15 protein-coding genes are annotated in these 13,750 nt (G+C 66.3%); 4 read left to right on the top strand and 11 right to left on the bottom strand.

The window, feature by feature from the left end; translation table 11 throughout:
• Positions 1-97 precede the first annotated feature (97 nt).
• The gene (locus AC1EJR_RS08430) at positions 98-340 is read right to left on the bottom strand and encodes a hypothetical protein (protein WP_092292661.1); all 243 of its coding nucleotides are present in this window, start codon (positions 338-340) and stop codon (positions 98-100) included.
• A 198-nt stretch (positions 341-538) separates the two neighbouring features.
• Complete coding sequence (locus tag AC1EJR_RS08425) at positions 539-1,747, bottom strand: ribosomal protein uL16 3-hydroxylase (protein WP_177219877.1); 1,209 nt, start codon at positions 1,745-1,747, stop codon at positions 539-541.
• 11 nt (positions 1,748-1,758) lie between these two features.
• On the opposite strand from AC1EJR_RS08425, the gene AC1EJR_RS08420 reads away from it, so the two are divergent.
• Positions 1,759-2,289, top strand: a complete 531-nt coding sequence (locus tag AC1EJR_RS08420; protein ID WP_092292663.1) for an FKBP-type peptidyl-prolyl cis-trans isomerase — start codon at positions 1,759-1,761, stop codon at positions 2,287-2,289.
• 155 nt (positions 2,290-2,444) lie between these two features.
• Here the strand turns inward: AC1EJR_RS08420 and AC1EJR_RS08415 are convergent, their stop codons facing one another.
• The 4 genes from AC1EJR_RS08415 to AC1EJR_RS08400 all read right to left on the bottom strand — a co-directional run bounded on the left by AC1EJR_RS08415 (position 2,445) and on the right by AC1EJR_RS08400 (position 7,056).
• Entirely contained in the window at positions 2,445-3,491 is a 1,047-nt protein-coding gene (locus AC1EJR_RS08415; RefSeq protein WP_369823388.1) for a hypothetical protein, read from the bottom strand.
• Positions 3,488-6,103: a DNA mismatch repair protein MutS gene (gene mutS, locus AC1EJR_RS08410; RefSeq protein WP_092293299.1), complete on the bottom strand. Its 2,616-nt coding sequence runs from the start codon at positions 6,101-6,103 to the stop codon at positions 3,488-3,490. The genes AC1EJR_RS08415 and mutS overlap by 4 nt, the downstream gene beginning before the upstream one ends.
• A 352-nt stretch (positions 6,104-6,455) precedes the next feature.
• Positions 6,456-6,752: a BrnA antitoxin family protein gene (locus AC1EJR_RS08405; protein ID WP_092292667.1), complete on the bottom strand. Its 297-nt coding sequence runs from the start codon at positions 6,750-6,752 to the stop codon at positions 6,456-6,458.
• Positions 6,721-7,056 carry a BrnT family toxin gene (locus tag AC1EJR_RS08400; protein ID WP_441643821.1) on the bottom strand — a complete coding sequence of 112 codons (336 nt, stop codon included), beginning with the start codon at positions 7,054-7,056 and terminating at the stop codon, positions 6,721-6,723. Before AC1EJR_RS08400 ends, AC1EJR_RS08405 begins: the two co-directional genes overlap by 32 nt.
• Before the next feature lie 247 nt (positions 7,057-7,303).
• Here AC1EJR_RS08400 and AC1EJR_RS08395 point away from each other — a divergent pair, with 247 nt between their 5' ends.
• Positions 7,304-7,774 carry a pilin gene (locus AC1EJR_RS08395; protein WP_441592092.1) on the top strand — a complete coding sequence of 157 codons (471 nt, stop codon included), beginning with the start codon at positions 7,304-7,306 and terminating at the stop codon, positions 7,772-7,774.
• 57 nt (positions 7,775-7,831) lie between these two features.
• Here AC1EJR_RS08395 and AC1EJR_RS08390 read toward each other — a convergent pair whose 3' ends face one another.
• The gene (locus AC1EJR_RS08390) at positions 7,832-8,656 is read right to left on the bottom strand and encodes an inositol monophosphatase family protein (RefSeq protein ID WP_441592093.1); all 825 of its coding nucleotides are present in this window, start codon (positions 8,654-8,656) and stop codon (positions 7,832-7,834) included.
• A 215-nt stretch (positions 8,657-8,871) separates the two neighbouring features.
• On the opposite strand from AC1EJR_RS08390, the gene AC1EJR_RS08385 reads away from it, so the two are divergent.
• A complete protein-coding gene (locus AC1EJR_RS08385; protein ID WP_477112970.1) occupies positions 8,872-9,795 on the top strand; it encodes an RNA methyltransferase in 924 nt (307 codons plus the stop codon).
• Positions 9,796-10,045: 250 nt separating this feature from the next.
• Entirely contained in the window at positions 10,046-10,789 is a 744-nt protein-coding gene (gene cysE, locus AC1EJR_RS08380) for a serine O-acetyltransferase (RefSeq protein WP_092292677.1), read from the top strand.
• A gap of 34 nt (positions 10,790-10,823) precedes the next feature.
• Here cysE and AC1EJR_RS08375 read toward each other — a convergent pair whose 3' ends face one another.
• The 4 genes from AC1EJR_RS08375 to AC1EJR_RS08360 all read right to left on the bottom strand — a co-directional run bounded on the left by AC1EJR_RS08375 (position 10,824) and on the right by AC1EJR_RS08360 (position 13,599).
• Positions 10,824-11,627, bottom strand: coding sequence for a UDP-2,3-diacylglucosamine diphosphatase (locus AC1EJR_RS08375; protein ID WP_092292679.1), 804 nt, complete (start codon positions 11,625-11,627; stop codon positions 10,824-10,826).
• A 70-nt stretch (positions 11,628-11,697) separates the two neighbouring features.
• Complete coding sequence (locus AC1EJR_RS08370; protein ID WP_092292681.1) at positions 11,698-12,198, bottom strand: peptidylprolyl isomerase; 501 nt, start codon at positions 12,196-12,198, stop codon at positions 11,698-11,700.
• A 39-nt stretch (positions 12,199-12,237) separates the two neighbouring features.
• Positions 12,238-12,840 (bottom strand): peptidylprolyl isomerase, encoded by a 603-nt coding sequence (locus tag AC1EJR_RS08365; protein ID WP_477112969.1) that lies wholly within the window; start codon positions 12,838-12,840, stop codon positions 12,238-12,240.
• A gap of 96 nt (positions 12,841-12,936) precedes the next feature.
• The gene (locus tag AC1EJR_RS08360; RefSeq protein ID WP_441592099.1) at positions 12,937-13,599 is read right to left on the bottom strand and encodes a tetratricopeptide repeat protein; all 663 of its coding nucleotides are present in this window, start codon (positions 13,597-13,599) and stop codon (positions 12,937-12,939) included.
• Positions 13,600-13,750 lie beyond the last annotated feature (151 nt).

The following is a 13,750-nucleotide window of genomic DNA, read 5'->3' as shown; positions in this document are numbered from 1 at the left end:
CCGAGATGATGCGCCGGACTACCGGGCGCGCCGCGAGTAAATCGCGGGCAATAAAAAAGCCGACCCGAAGGTCGGCTTTTTTATCGGAGTAATCCGATTACTGCTTGGCAGCCGGGGCCGAAGCGTCAGCGGCCGGAGCCGATGCGTCAGCAGCCGGGGCAGCGGCCGGAGCCGATGCGTCAGCAGCCGGAGCAGCGGCCGGAGCCGATGCGTCAGCGGCGGGAGCCGTGGCAGCCGGAGCAGCCGTGTCAGCGGCCGGAGCGGCAGCTTCTTCCTTCTTGCCGCAAGCGGCCAGGGCAACAGCTGCCAGCAGGGATGCGATCAGGAGAGACTTCTTCATTTTTCGTCCTTTAACTTTTAATTACTGAAAACAGGCGATGAATAATTACCGGTAATTATCGCTCTTGAACTGCAAATTTGAGGCTCTCCCGGGTGCCGACAATGCAGTGGTACACAGTACTAGCCAGCGGGCGATTATATCCGCGTTTCCCCTGCTTGTGTACAGTCGAAATTTGCTGGTTCTCTTTGTTACGCATTATTACACGCGTACAGGCGCAATCTGCAACCAGCCTTCCAGCGTCCAGTCGTGGAAGGTATCCATCAAGTCGGGCAGCGCGGCGCACGCAGTGACCTCCGCAGCGGTCAGATGACGGTGGTCCGCCAGCCGACGCAGCCATTTCGCCAGCGATGCCGGCGGTTCGTAGGCCTCGCCGTTGAGGAAGAAATGCGTACGGTCATAGAGCGCAATGGAACCCGGAGCAAGGACTACGCCATGCGCCTGGGCCAGCTTCGTGTACTTGCGCAGCGGAATCTCCTCGACCTCGGCGAACATCACCGATTGCTTCGGTTCGGAGAGGTGCGAGCCGAGGAATTCGGACACCATCGCGCCGTTCCATTTCATCGCCTGGAGCCGCTCGGCCACTGCGCGGCCCAGCCCGGCCGGCATCTGCGCGGGATGCGCCGTCGCGGTCTCGTCGGCGTCGGCGTAGCGGCCGTCGAGGCCCTCGTTGCCTTCCACCGTTTCCGATAGCCACGCGAGGAAATGGCCGGCCAGCTCCCGGTAGGCAGGGGCGCGGAAGCCGATAGAAGCGGTCATGCACTCGCCCTCGGCCACCCCGTCGTGCGCGTACTGCGGCGGCAGGTACAGCATGTCGCCGGGTTCCAGCACCCACTCCTCCTCGGCCGTGAAGTCCGACAGGATCTTCAGCGGCATGTCGGGAATCAGGTCGAGCTTGGTTTGTGACGAAATGCGCCAGCGGCGTCGGCCCGATACTTGCAACAGGAAGACATCATAGGAATCGAAGTGCGGACCCACGCCGCCGCCATCCGTGGCGTAGCTGATCATCACATCGTCGAGCCGCGCGTCGGGCACGAAGCGGAACTGGCTCATCAGGTCGGCCGCGGCCTGGTCGTGCAGGTTGACGCCCTGCACCAGCAGCGTCCACTTGGTGGCCTTGCGCGAAGGGAGGTTGTCCTCGGCAAACGGGCCGTGCTCGAGCTTCCAACGGTTGCGAAAGTACGACACCAGGCGCGACTCCACGTCCTCGCGGTCGGCCAGGTCAAAAAGCGCTTCACGCGACACAGGCGGCACGATTCCGGGCACTGCCTGTCGAATCAGCAAAGGTTTGCGGTGCCAGATCTCGCGCATGAACACGGCGGGTGTCATGCCCCCAAGCAGCGTGAGCGGCGCGTCGGGATCGATGGGGCCCGCAGGCAAGGCCTGCGCGTATAATGCGGAATCGCTCATGGAGTCAAGAATTGAAAATCGCTAAGAACACGGTGGTGTCCGTGGTGTACAAGCTGTCGGACACGCAGGGCAATCTGATCGAAGAGTCGGATGAGCCCATGGTCTATTTGCACGGCGGGTATGATGGCACGTTCCCGAAGATCGAGGAAGCGCTGGACGGCCACGACGCCGGCTTTGAGACCCAGCTGCAGCTGGAACCCGATGAGGCCTTCGGCGACTACGATGCCGACCTCGTGAAGGTGGAGCCGCGCAATCGCTTTCCGGAGCCGCTGGAAGTCGGCATGCAGTTCGAGGGCGTGCCCGAGGACGGCGACGACGAAGACTCCATCATCTACACGATCACTGACGTGGCCGAAGACAAGGTGGTGCTGGACGGCAACCATCCGCTCGCCGGCATGGCGCTGCGTTTCTGGCTGAAAGTGTCGGAAGTGCGCGAGGCGACCAGCGATGAAGTCGAGCACGGCCACGCCCACGGTGCCTCGGGCATCGAAGTGGTGGATGAGGACGAGGACGGCGACGACAGCCCTCGCACGCTCCACTGATCTTCCCAAACAATTGAGCGATACGTGAGCCCGTCCGCAAGGCGGGCCGCAGTGCTGCGATGGGGTCGTCGCAGGACAACGAAGAAGCCGGCAATTGCCGGCTTTTTCTTTGGGTTTTCGGGCTCGCAGTTCCTTTAATTCCCCGCCGTTTCCGGCTAGTTGCCCTTCACCCCGTCGCGCAGCTTCACCTGGAACACCGCCCGCGAGCCCGGCGACACCGTCAACTCGGTCCAGCGGGAGGGCGATCCCACCGGCAGGGCCACGCGCGTGACATTGGCTATGGACTTGCCCGCCGCGTCCCGCAGCGGCTTGTCCACGCTGAAACCGCTGTCGCTCGCATGGACGAGTAGGACCTGGCCCTTGTACTTGCCGGCCAGTTCGCGCAACTGGCGCTTGAACTCCAGATAGCCATCACGCGCGCCGCGTCGCAGGAAGCCATCGAACAGGGTCGGCTTGCCACGCTTCTCCCAGCCATTGCCGAACATTGGATCGGCATGGCCGACCACCACCACGCCGTCGAGGTCACGCTGCTCGGCCACCGAGAACGCGCGGGAGAGCCACTGCCGATTGGCCTCGCGCCGGTCCTCGAACTCGCCGTTGCGGCCGCCCTCGGTACGATAGTGGTTGTTGTCGCCCGGCAGGTTCATGCCGACGATCAGCACGTTGCCCAGTACCATGCGGGCGTTTTCCCGGTAGCTGCGGAACGTGGCCTGGTCCGACTGGCGCGTAACCGGCAGCGTACGGCGCCCCAGCGTGGCGTCCACCGGGAAGTACAGTTCGCGCAGCCGGTTCAACCGTTCCACCGCGTCGAACTCGCCGTTCACCGGCTTCTGGCATTCGGCCCAGTCGTTCTCGCCCGGCACATAGAGCAGCGGTAGTGGCGCGTCGTCGAGCACGCGCTGGCGCACGTTCAGCACGGCATCGCCACACGACTCGGTATCGCCCTTGATGCCGCCGGCATGGACGATCAGCGCCACCTGCTGGGTCGACATCAGATCGAATAGTGCGGCCGTGTCGGCCTCGGCCGCCGGCCATTGCGGCACATCGGCGATCAGCGCAATGCGCACGGGCTGCACCGCTGCCGGCGGGGGTGGCGCGACGCGCCCGGTCCGGGCCGCGTGGGCGAGCCCGGGCCCGGCACATGCCGTCCAGCAAACCGCGGCCACCGCCATGTGCCGCCAGACCCGCCGATGTGCCGTCATACGGAGGGCTTGCTCTCCGCCAGCGCCTTGAGCCGGTACAGCGCATCGAGCGCGTCGCGCGGCGTCAGGCTGTCGGGGTCGATGTCAGCCAGCGCGTCGAGCGCCTCCAGGGCGGCCGCATCGACCGGCAACGCTGCGGCCCCGCCTTCCCCGTCCGCCTCCTCATCTTCGTCCGGCGGCGCAGCGGGCGCGGCGAACAGGTCGAGTTGCGGCGTGGGGGTGGCATCGGCGGACTGCTGTTCCAGCCAGGCCAGATGCTTGCGCGCGGCGCGGATCACCGGCTGCGGCACGCCGGCCAGTTGGGCGACCTGCAGGCCATAGCTCTGGCTCGCCGGGCCGTCCTGCACGGCGTGCAGGAACACGATGCCGTCGCCATGTTCCACGGCGGACAGGTGCACGTTGGCCGCCTGCGCGAACTCCTGCGGCAGCTGCGTCAGCTCGAAATAGTGGGTGGCGAACAGCGTGTGGCTGCGGTTGTGCGAGAGCAGGTGGCGGGCGATGGCCCAGGCGAGCGCCAGCCCGTCGAACGTCGAGGTGCCCCGGCCGATCTCGTCCATCAGCACAAGGCTGGACGGCGTGGCGTGGTGCAGGATGCCCGCCGCCTCGGTCATTTCCACCATGAACGTGGAACGGCCGCCGGCAAGATCGTCTGCTGCGCCAATCCGCGTGAAGATGCGGTCGACCGGACCGATCACGGCGCGCCGCGCCGGTACCCAGGCGCCCACACATGCCAGCAGCACGATCAGCGCGGTCTGGCGCATGAACGTCGACTTACCGCCCATGTTCGGGCCGGTGATCAGCAGCAGCTTGCGCGCCTCGGTCAACTGGCAGTCGTTGGGGATGAACTCGGTCGAATCGGCGGCTAGCTGGCCCTCGACCACCGGGTGGCGGCCTTGCACGATGTCGATCACGTTCTCGCTCACGCGCTCGGGCTGGACCCAGTCGAGCGTGCGGGCCCGTTCGGCCAGTGCTGCCAGCACATCGAGCCGCCCCAGCCCGCCCGCCACGCGTTGCAGGGCGGAGATATGCGGCAGCAGGGCCTGGAGCAGCGCTTCGTAGAGAACCTTCTCACGCGCCAGCGCGCGGTCCTGTGCGGACAGCGCCTTGTCCTCGAAGGACTTCAGCTCTGGCGTGATGTAGCGCTCGGCGTTCTTGAGCGTCTGGCGCCGGCGGTAGTCGTCGGGCACCTTGTCCGCCTGGCCGTTCGTCACCTCTATATAGAAGCCATGCACGCGGTTGTACTCCACGCGCAGGTTGGCGATGCCCGTACGGGAGCGCTCGCGTGCCTCGAGGTCGATCAGGAACTGGCCGCAGTTCTCGGAAATGTCTCGTAGTTCGTCCAGATCGGCATCGTAGCCGCGCGCAATCACGCCGCCGTCGCGCAGCACCGTGGACGGTTCCTCGGCGACGGCTCGCACCAGCAGGCCGAGGCAGTCTTCCGGGATTTCGAGGTCGTCGAGGGTCTGCGCCAGCAGCGGGGCGTCGTCGGCCAGCGTCACGGTGGCGCGCACGTCGGGCAGCGCGCGCAGGGTGTCGCGCAGCGACGACAGGTCGCGGGGCCGCGCCGTCAGCAGGGCGAGCCGGGACGTGATGCGCTCGACGTCAGCCAGCCGGCGCAGGTTGGTGCGCAGGGCGTCCGGGTCCTGGGCGATCAGCGCGCCGATGGCCTGCTGGCGCGCACGCGGCAGCGCGGGGTCGCGCAGCGGGTGATGGAGCCAGTGGCGCAGCGCGCGGCTGCCCATCGCCGTGGCGCAGGTGTCGAGCAGCGAGAACAGCGTCGGCGATTCGCCGCCGCGCAGCGTTTCCGTCAGTTCCAGGTTGCGCCGCGTGGCCGAATCGAGGCCCACGAATTCCGATTCGCGTTCGACGGTCACGCCCTGTACATGCCGTAGCGACTGGCCCTGGGTGGCCGCCGCGTAATTCAGCAGCGCGCCGGCCGCGCCAAGCGCCGCGCCGAGGCCCGCGCAGCCGAACGGTTCCAGACTTGCCACGCCAATCTGCTCGCGCAGCCGGCGCGTGCCGGCATCCTGGTCGAAATGCCACTCCGGCAGCCGGGTACGCGCGCAGGTCAGCGCCGGCAGGTCGATGCCATCGGCAAACAGCAGTTCGGCGGGGCGGATCCGTTCGAGTTCGCGGCCCAGTTGTGCCGCCTCGCACTCCATCAGCCGCAGTTCGCCGCTGGCGAGGTTCAGCCAGGCGAGGCCGGTCTTGCTGATGCCGCGCCGCGTGGTCTGCTGGTGCACGGCCATCAGGAACGTGTCGACCTTGTCCGGCAGCAGCGCGGCGTCGGTCAGCGTGCCCGGCGTGACGATGCGGACCACCTTGCGCTCCACCGGGCCCTTGCTCGTGGCCGGATCGCCGATCTGCTCGCAGATCGCCACCGATTCGCCCAGCTTGACGAGCTTGATCAGGTACTGGTCGACCGAATGGAACGGGATACCGGCCATGCGGATGGGCACGCCGCCGGACTGTCCGCGCGACGTCAACGTGATGTCCAGCAACCGCGCGGCTTTCTCCGCGTCGTCATGGAACAGCTCGTAGAAGTCCCCCATCCGGTAGAACAGCAGCGTGTCCGGATGATCCGCCTTGATGCGGAGGTACTGGATCATCATCGGCGTGTGCTTCTCGGGCGCGCCGCGCTTCGCGGTGGACTTGGTGTCCGGCGCGGCGGTGGTGTCTCCAGGCGCCGCCTCGGCGGACGTGTCTGGCGTGGCAGGCACGTCAGGGGTGGGGCCGAGGGCGTCCCCGGCATCACGATCGGCGGAAAGGGCTTCTACGGACATGCATTCCTCTCGGGCGGCCACGGTGGGCCGCCGGTATATCGATTGCCGTCAGGCGGATTGCCTCCGCCACGGCACAAAGCGGCATTTTACTGCCTGCCCGTGCCCGCACCTTGAGGCAAATTCTGAAAATGCGTGAGAAATGTTCTCAGCGCTGGCCTTCTTGTCGGAAATCACGCCGCGCTCAGCGCGGCAGCATCCGGTGCGTGTGTGCATAGGCACGCAGGATCTCGTTGATGCGCGTCTGCCAGCCGTCGCCGGTGGCCTTGAACGCCTCCACCACGTCGCGGTCCGCGCGCATGTTCAGCGTGACCTTGCGGGCCTCCGGCGGCAGGGCGGGGCGCCCGCGGCGCGGGGCCGGGCGCATTTGCTCGAGCTGCGCGTCGGTCAGCGGCGGGTTGTCGGGGTCGCTGAGTGCGCCGCGCGTGATCGCGGCGTCCTCGGCATCGTCAGGAATGTGGATCGTTTGCTTTGTCGACATAGTTCAAGACCTCTCGGCGGTTTGCCTTGCGCAGGCTGATCACCCGCATCACATTGCCGCGCATCGTGTAGACCATCACGTAGATCCGTTGACCAATCGGACCCACCGCAATCGTGCGGGCCTCGTTGTAGTCGTAGGGGGTGTCGATGACGACCTGCGCGGCGTCCAGATCGAGCATGACTGCCACCTCCAGCGACACGCCATGCTTGAAGCGGTTGACGAGACTCTTGGCGGCATCGAACTCGATGAAGACGGAATTAGTGTATGGACAACAAAGAAGCGGGTCAAGATATTTTTTGCCCATGCATAAAATATGAGAGTTCTCTGGTGCAACCCATCGTAGGGGCCGGGCAGCCCAAGGTCTTTGGGAGGATTCTGAAAAAGTCGGCGCACCTGACGAGAATTGTCAGGCGGCGGATATGTCACGCGGCAAACTGTCACCCACGCCGGTTCGGCGGCGGAATTGCGCCAAATCCTGTCACTTTTGGGGGTTTTTGCGGCTGGCACGTAGTTTGGATAGGAGTAGGCGGTCAACCTGCCGGAATCGCCCGATGCCAAACATCCCAACAGACAACCCCCGACTGCCCCAGCGGCTGCGCCGGGGATTTACGCTGATCGAAATGATGATCGTCGTGGCCGTCATCGGCATCCTTGCCGCGCTGGCGATTCCGGCCTATCAGCAATACATCATCAAGACGCAGATCTCACGCGGGTTCTGGGAGGCCGCGAACTACAAGACGGCCGTGGAGGAGCGCATTCACAACGGCGTGTTCGCGTTCCCGGACCCGGTGGGCACGCTTGGCTACGTGCGCTCGACGCTGACGGCGACGGCCGATACCTTCGCGTTCAATGCCGATGGCTCGGGCGCGATCGTCGTGCTGCTCGATGGCGAGGTGCATCCCCTGGTGCGCGGTGCACGGATCACGGTTGGCAGGCTCACGAACGGTGGATGGACCTGTGCCGTGCGCGGCGATGGCCTCACGTCGATGGTGTTGCCGAGCGGTTGCACGCTCGAGAGTTAACGAAAAACAGGCGCCCGGAGGCGCCTGTTGTAGCGTGCAGCGAGCCGCGTGGGTCGCTTAGATCGCGGCGGACGGCTTGGCGTTGTCCAACGAGAAGGGCGACAGCAGACGCACCATCTGCGCGAACGCCTTCGGGTTGCCGGCCAGCACTTCGCCCTGTTCCATTTGGCGCGATTCGCCCGCGTAGTTGCCCACCAGGCCACCAGCCTCGGTGATCAGCAGCATGCCGGCGGCCATGTCCCACGGCTTCAGGCCGCGTTCGAAGAAGCCGTCCAGGCGGCCGCAGGCCACGTAGGCCAGGTCCAGCGCGGCGGCGCCCGGGCGACGCAGGCCGGCGCAGCTACGCGTCATCAGCGCGAACATTTCGAGGTATTCGTCCACGCCTTCCAGGTCGCGGAACGGGAAGCCGGTGCCGATCAGGCAGTCGGCCAGCTTGTCACGGCGGGTCACGCGGATGCGGCGGTTGTTCAGGAACGCGCCGGCGCCCTTGCTGGCGGTGAACAGTTCATCGCGCGTGGGGTCGTAGACCACGGCCTGCACGGGCACGCCCTTGTGCAACTGGCCGATGGAGACCGCGTACTGCGGAAAACCGTGGATGAAGTTGGTGGTGCCGTCCAGCGGGTCGATGACCCACGTGTATTCGGCTTCCGGATCGCCGTCGACCCAGGACTGGCCGGACTCTTCCGCTAGAATGGCGTGCTCGGGATAGGCGGTGCGGATAATCTCGATGATCGCGGCTTCGGCGCTGCGATCGACCTCGGTCACGAAATCGTTGTGTTGCTTGCGCGAAACGCGCACGAGATCGACGTCCATGGACGCGCGGTTGATGATGGAACCCGCCTTGCGGGCCGCCTTGACGGCGATATTGAGCATCGGATGCATGAATCTCTCCAGGCGGCGGGGCAGGGGCGCGCACCGGCACGCCAGGCCTCGCGGCGGCGCGTGCGGGGGGCCCAATAACCGGCCGAACAACACAACGAATTGTAGAAGAACGAGGCACGCCGCCCGGACAACCGGCGCCGCACCCACAAATTTGAAGGCTGCATTGTATAGGAAGCCGGCCCACCGCACGAGCCCGGCTACCTGAACTCCACTGAATGAACAAAGACTCCGCTTCGGAAACCCAAAAGACCCTGCCAGACGGATCGACGCCTGTAAGTGATGCGTTGTCCATTTTTCACCGTGTGCGCGTGGTGCTCATCGAAACCAGCCACCCCGGCAATGTCGGATCGGTCGCGCGGGCGATGAAGACCATGGGCTTTGGCGGGGGGGCCGGCAGCCTTGTGCTGGTGAACCCGCGCGAGCCGGACGTGCGCCATCACCCCGATGCCGTGGCGATGGCCAGCGGCGCTGGCGATGTGCTTGTTGATGCACAAATCGTCCCGGATATCGAATCCGCGTTGGCTGGCGCGGCCTATACCGTGGCGATGACCGCCCGCCAACGCGAGTTCGGCCCGCCGCGCCTGCTGCCGCGCGATGCCGCAGCGCGCGGGTATGAAGTGCTGGCAGCAGCACCCGATGCCGTGATCGCCTTCGTGTTCGGCAACGAGCGCTACGGCCTGCCCAACGACGCGGTGGAGCGCTGCGCCGCCGTGACCCACATTCCGGCGAATCCGGCGTATGCCTCGCTGAACCTCGCCCAGGCGGTGCAGTTGATCACCTATGAGATGCGTCTGGCGCTGTTGGCCGCGCCCGAGGCGCGCCGGGACGCCTCGCGTGATATCGGCTATGCTGGGGAGCCCGCCACGGCCGAGCAGATCGAATCGATGTTCGGTCACCTCCAGGCGGGCCTGGCGGCCATCGGCTTTCTCGATCCGACCAACCCGCGCAAGCTGATGTCGCGTCTGCGGCGCCTGTTCGCGCGGGCCGGGCTGGAGCGCGAGGAGGTCAATATCCTGCGCGGCATTGCCAAGCGGATGATGATCGCGGCGGGCGACCCATCGGACAAGATCGAAACCTCCAAAACGTCCCAACCGTCCAAGACGTCCGATAAGCCCGGCGAGACTGACAAGGAACCGTAAGACTGTGACGACTATCGCGGCAGTGTTGATCCCTGCATCTCTGGCACCCACGCCGGCACGATGTTGAACCCGGGCCCCGCGCAAAGTCCCTGACGACGTCGGGGGCGGCGCCCATGGCCGGGCGGCAGGCTCACAAATCTCTTACACTCCCTGCTCGCGCGCCTGGACGTCCCCCGAGTCCTGTCCCTTGATACTAAAAAAAGCGCTCCGGCCAAACACGGCGCCGGCGACCGCTCACGACACGATAAAGATGTTCACTCGCCTGAAGGAAGATATCGACACGATCATGCTGCGCGATCCCGCCGCGCGCAGCCGTCTGGAAGTGCTGACCTGCTATCCCGGGCTGCACGCCGTGATATTCCACCGCGTGGCCAACGTGTGCTGGCGCGGTGGCCTGCACTGGCTGGGCCGATGGATTTCGCACTGGTCGCGCTTTCTCACCGGCATCGAGATCCATCCGGCGGTCAAGCTGGGCCGGCGCGTGTTCATCGATCACGGCATGGGCGTGGTGATTGGCGAGACCGCCGAGATCGGCGACGACTGCACGATTTACCAGGGCGTGACGCTGGGCGGCACCTCGCTATACAAGGGCCAGAAGCGGCATCCGACGCTGGGCGCGGGCGTGGTGGTCAGCGCCGGGGCCAAGGTGCTGGGCGGCTTCGTTGTGGGTGATGGCGCCCGCGTGGGCTCGAACGCCGTGGTGCTGAAGCCGGTGCCGCCTGGCGCCACGGCCGTGGGCATTCCCGCGCGCATCATCATGCCTGACGCGCCAGCGGCGCAGCAGGGCGCCAAGCAGGAGTTCTCGGCCTACGGCATCACGCCGAACGCGGACGACCCGGTCTCGCTGGCGCTCAAAAGCCTGATCGACAACGCCGCCAAGCAGCATGATCGCATCGAGGCCGTGCTGGCCGCGCTCGACCGTCTTGGCGAGCATCTCGAAAACACACCGAACGACCGCTTCGACGCGAGCGAACTGCGCAAGATGATGAAGTAGGCAACGGATCGCTGCCTCGGTCGACCTAGTCGACCTAGTCGAGTTGGGGCAGCACCGTGAAGCCATCCGCGCCAAGCCGCAGCACGGCCGCGCGCGGATGGCGGCCATCGAGATCCCAGTCGGTCAGCACCCAGCGCACGGTCTCGCCGTGGGCATGGCGCGCGGGCCGGTGGGTATGGCCGTGGACGAGCGTGGCGGCGCCATGGACGTCCAGCAGCGCGGCGACGGCGGCGGGCGTGGCATCGCCGTAGGTGGGTGGGGTGGCGGCCGGATTGGCCAGTTGCCGCGCGCGGCCTGCCTCGCTGTCCGCGCGCAGCCGTTGCGCCACGGCCATGCGTGCCGAGAGCGGCAACGCCAGGAACAGCCGCTGCACCCAGCGCTTGCGCGTCCAGTGGCGGAAGCGCATGTAGCGGACGTCATCGGTACAGAGCATGTCGCCGTGACTCAGGACCACGCGCTGGCCGGCACACTCAATCAGCGTGGGATCGGGCAGCAGCGTGGCGCCGGCAGCCGCCGCGAAGTGCGCGCCGATCAGGAAATCGCGGTTGCCGTGCATCAGGTACACCGACACGCCGGCATCGGCCAGGCGCCGTAGCGACGCAGCCACATCGGCGGCGAACGGCGAGGCCGTTTCTTCGTCGCCGACCCAGAATTCAAAGAAATCGCCAAGGATAAACAGCGCGCGCGCGTCTTGCGCGGCGCGGTCCAGCACACGCCGGAACGCGGCCAGCGTGCGGGGCATGCCCGGCGTGAGATGGAGGTCGGAAATGAACCACGCCGGCGCCGGCACCTGCAAGGGCAGGGGCGCGGACGCCGGCGGGCGGGGCGTGGCGGTCATGCGCGTCGAGGGTTCGGGATCATGCCGCCAGCGGAGAGCATTAATTGCAACAGGATTGGTGCAAAGACACTTATTCGACCACAACGGCCTTTTCGATCACCACGTCATCCACCGGTACGTCCTGGTGGAAGCCCGAGCTGCCCGTGCGCACGGCCTTGATCTGGTCGACCACTTCGGTGCCTTCCACGATCTTGCCGAACACGGCGTAGCCGAAGCCTTGCGGCGTGGGCGAGCTGAAGTTCAGGAAGTCGTTGTCCACCACGTTGATGAAGAACTGGGCCGTGGCCGAATGCGGCGCGTTGGTGCGGGCCATCGCCACGGTGTACTTGTCGTTCTTCAGGCCGTTGCCGGCTTCGTTCTCGATCGCGGCGTCGGTGTCCTTCTGCTTCATGCCGGGTTCGAAACCGCCGCCCTGGATCATGAAGTTCTTGATCACGCGGTGGAAAACCGTGTTGTCGTAGTGGCCCTTGCGCACGTACGACAGGAAGTTTTCGACCGATTTCGGTGCCTTTTCGGCGTCGAGTTCGATGGTGATGACACCCTGGTTGGTGTGCAGTTGTACCTTGGACATGGCGTTACCTCTGTTCTATGGCGGTTGGTGTTCGGGGTGTTACTTGACGACAGTGGCCGATTCGATCACGACCGGCGCAGCCGGCACGTTGCGCATGGCGCCGTAGGCCGTGGTGGGCATCGACTTGATCTTGTCGATCGTGTCCATGCCTTCCACCACCTTGCCGAAGACGGCGTAGCCGTTGCCATCGGGCTGCGGGTAGTCGAGGTTCGGATTATCCACCACATTGACGAAGAACTGCGCGGTGGCCGAGTTCGGATTGGACGTGCGGGCCATGGCCACGGTGCCGGCCTTGTTCTTCAGGCCGTTCTGCGCTTCGAGCGGAATCGGCGCGCGCGTTGGCTTCTCCTTCATGTCGCGGTCGAAGCCGCCGCCCTGGACCATGAAGCCATTGATCACGCGGTGGAAGATCGTGCCGCCGTAGAAGCCGCTTTTCACGTACTCCATGAAATTGGAGGCGGTCTTGGGCGCGGCTTCCGGGTACACCTCGATGGTGAACTTGCCGGCGTTCGTGACGAACTGCACGCGCTCGGTCTTGGGCGCGGCGGCGGCCGGGCTGGCGCCCTGGGCCATCGCGGCCAGTGGAGACAGGGCGGCGGCGGCCATCAGGCCAGCCAGGACGATGCGGCGGGAAACGGTCATGTTCTGGACTCCGTGATGCGGGATTGGGGGCTGGCGGCGCCTGGCAAACGTTCGGAAACGATCGCCGGCGCCCGCAAGCCTGCTAGGGGTGGATGATCAGCGTGCCGCCGGGGCACTGGCCGGCGCAGGCGCTGCCGCAGCCGGGCGTACCTGCTGCAGTGCAGCGGCGGCGCGGGTGTCCTTCGGATTGCGCTTCACGGCCTGGGCGTAGGCCTGTTCGGCCAGGCGCCGGTACACATCGCCCAGATTGCTATAGGCGATGGCATAGTCGGGGCGCGAATCCAGCGCGGCGAGCAGTTCGGCTTCGGCACGCTTCAGGTCGCCGCGCTTGGCGTAGAGCAGGGCGAGGTTGTTGTGCGGCTCGGGCAGCTCGGGGAAGTCCTGGGCCATTTCCGAGAAGGCCTTGATGGCGTCGTCCTCGCGCCCGGCCTGGGCCAGCGACCAGGCACGCTGGAAGCGCGCCTGCGCGTTGCGCGGGTTGGCGGCCAGCACGCGGTCGAAGCCCTCTACGGCGTCGTCGTAGCGCTTGTCCTTCACGGCTTTTTCCGCCGGAACCATGCCGGGGTCCGCCGAGCGGGGGCCAGTACCGGGTGCCGGCGGCGCCTCCAGATACCGCGGGCCCTGCGCGAACGCCGGGGCGGCGAGCAGGGCGCCGGCCATGGCCAGTACGCCCGCCACGGCGCGGAAGGGGCTGGCACGGCGGCCGGCGGCAGGGGCGGGGCGGGAGGTCATGGTCGGGGTGGGCAGAAGCAGGCTCATGTAAGGGCGGTCCGTTATACTCCGCGGCATTCTAGCAAAGCGGCAGGACGTGCAGCACAGGCCGCAGGGCCTTCCGGTAAGATATGGGGCCCGCACGCCGTGGCCCGCATGCTTGTGCGCGTCCGCCGAACGGCGTCCCGCGGTGCCGGTG

This window comes from Cupriavidus sp. 05T42, from assembly GCF_056396345.1.
This window is presented reverse-complemented; position numbering and strand designations above follow the sequence as displayed.

Excerpts from the sequence above, each read along its gene's own strand:
- AC1EJR_RS08430 (WP_092292661.1), bottom strand. The coding sequence starts at position 340 with ATGAAGAAGTCTCTCCTGATCGCATCCCTGCTGGCAGCTGTTGCCCTG.
- AC1EJR_RS08425 (WP_177219877.1), bottom strand. The coding sequence starts at position 1,747 with ATGAGCGATTCCGCATTATACGCGCAGGCCTTGCCTGCGGGCCCCATC.
- AC1EJR_RS08415 (WP_369823388.1), bottom strand. The coding sequence starts at position 3,491 with ATGACGGCACATCGGCGGGTCTGGCGGCACATGGCGGTGGCCGCGGTT.
- mutS (WP_092293299.1), bottom strand. The coding sequence starts at position 6,103 with ATGATGATCCAGTACCTCCGCATCAAGGCGGATCATCCGGACACGCTG.
- AC1EJR_RS08405 (WP_092292667.1), bottom strand. The coding sequence starts at position 6,752 with ATGTCGACAAAGCAAACGATCCACATTCCTGACGATGCCGAGGACGCC.
- AC1EJR_RS08400 (WP_441643821.1), bottom strand. The coding sequence starts at position 7,056 with ATGGGCAAAAAATATCTTGACCCGCTTCTTTGTTGTCCATACACTAAT.
- AC1EJR_RS08395 (WP_441592092.1), top strand. The coding sequence starts at position 7,304 with ATGCCAAACATCCCAACAGACAACCCCCGACTGCCCCAGCGGCTGCGC.
- AC1EJR_RS08390 (WP_441592093.1), bottom strand. The coding sequence starts at position 8,656 with ATGCATCCGATGCTCAATATCGCCGTCAAGGCGGCCCGCAAGGCGGGT.
- AC1EJR_RS08385 (WP_477112970.1), top strand. The coding sequence starts at position 8,872 with ATGAACAAAGACTCCGCTTCGGAAACCCAAAAGACCCTGCCAGACGGA.
- cysE (WP_092292677.1), top strand. The coding sequence starts at position 10,046 with ATGTTCACTCGCCTGAAGGAAGATATCGACACGATCATGCTGCGCGAT.
- AC1EJR_RS08375 (WP_092292679.1), bottom strand. The coding sequence starts at position 11,627 with ATGACCGCCACGCCCCGCCCGCCGGCGTCCGCGCCCCTGCCCTTGCAG.
- AC1EJR_RS08370 (WP_092292681.1), bottom strand. The coding sequence starts at position 12,198 with ATGTCCAAGGTACAACTGCACACCAACCAGGGTGTCATCACCATCGAA.
- AC1EJR_RS08365 (WP_477112969.1), bottom strand. The coding sequence starts at position 12,840 with ATGACCGTTTCCCGCCGCATCGTCCTGGCTGGCCTGATGGCCGCCGCC.
- AC1EJR_RS08360 (WP_441592099.1), bottom strand. The coding sequence starts at position 13,599 with ATGAGCCTGCTTCTGCCCACCCCGACCATGACCTCCCGCCCCGCCCCT.